Origin of the sequence: Psychrobacter sp. W2-37-MNA-CIBAN-0211 (assembly GCF_040309405.1) — a bacterium.
GTDB classification, from domain to species: Bacteria; Pseudomonadota; Gammaproteobacteria; order Pseudomonadales; family Moraxellaceae; genus Psychrobacter; species Psychrobacter glaciei.
The window spans coordinates 1-238 of record NZ_JBEOOU010000552.1; the positions used below are offsets into that span (position 1 = coordinate 1).

General features: G+C 38.7%; 1 protein-coding gene. It reads left to right on the forward strand.

What is annotated here, in order from left to right; all coding sequences use genetic code 11:
• The coding region (locus tag AAEY72_RS16235; protein ID WP_352311713.1) for a transglutaminase family protein at positions 1 to 238 on the forward strand (238 nt) is incomplete at both ends.

The following is a 238-nucleotide window of genomic DNA, read 5'->3' on the forward strand; positions in this document are numbered from 1 at the left end:
GTTTATTTCTATTGACGATATGGAACATCCTCAGTGGAATACTGATGCCGATGGTAAAGAAAAAAGAATATTAGCTCAAAATTTATTTGTAGAAATGAATAAAGTATACACAAAAGGTGGCTTTACTCATTACGGACAAGGTAAATGGTATCCGGGTGAGCCATTACCACGTTGGCAATACGCATGTTATTGGCGCAAAGATGGTGAGCCTTTATGGCAAGATGCTGCACTATTAGCC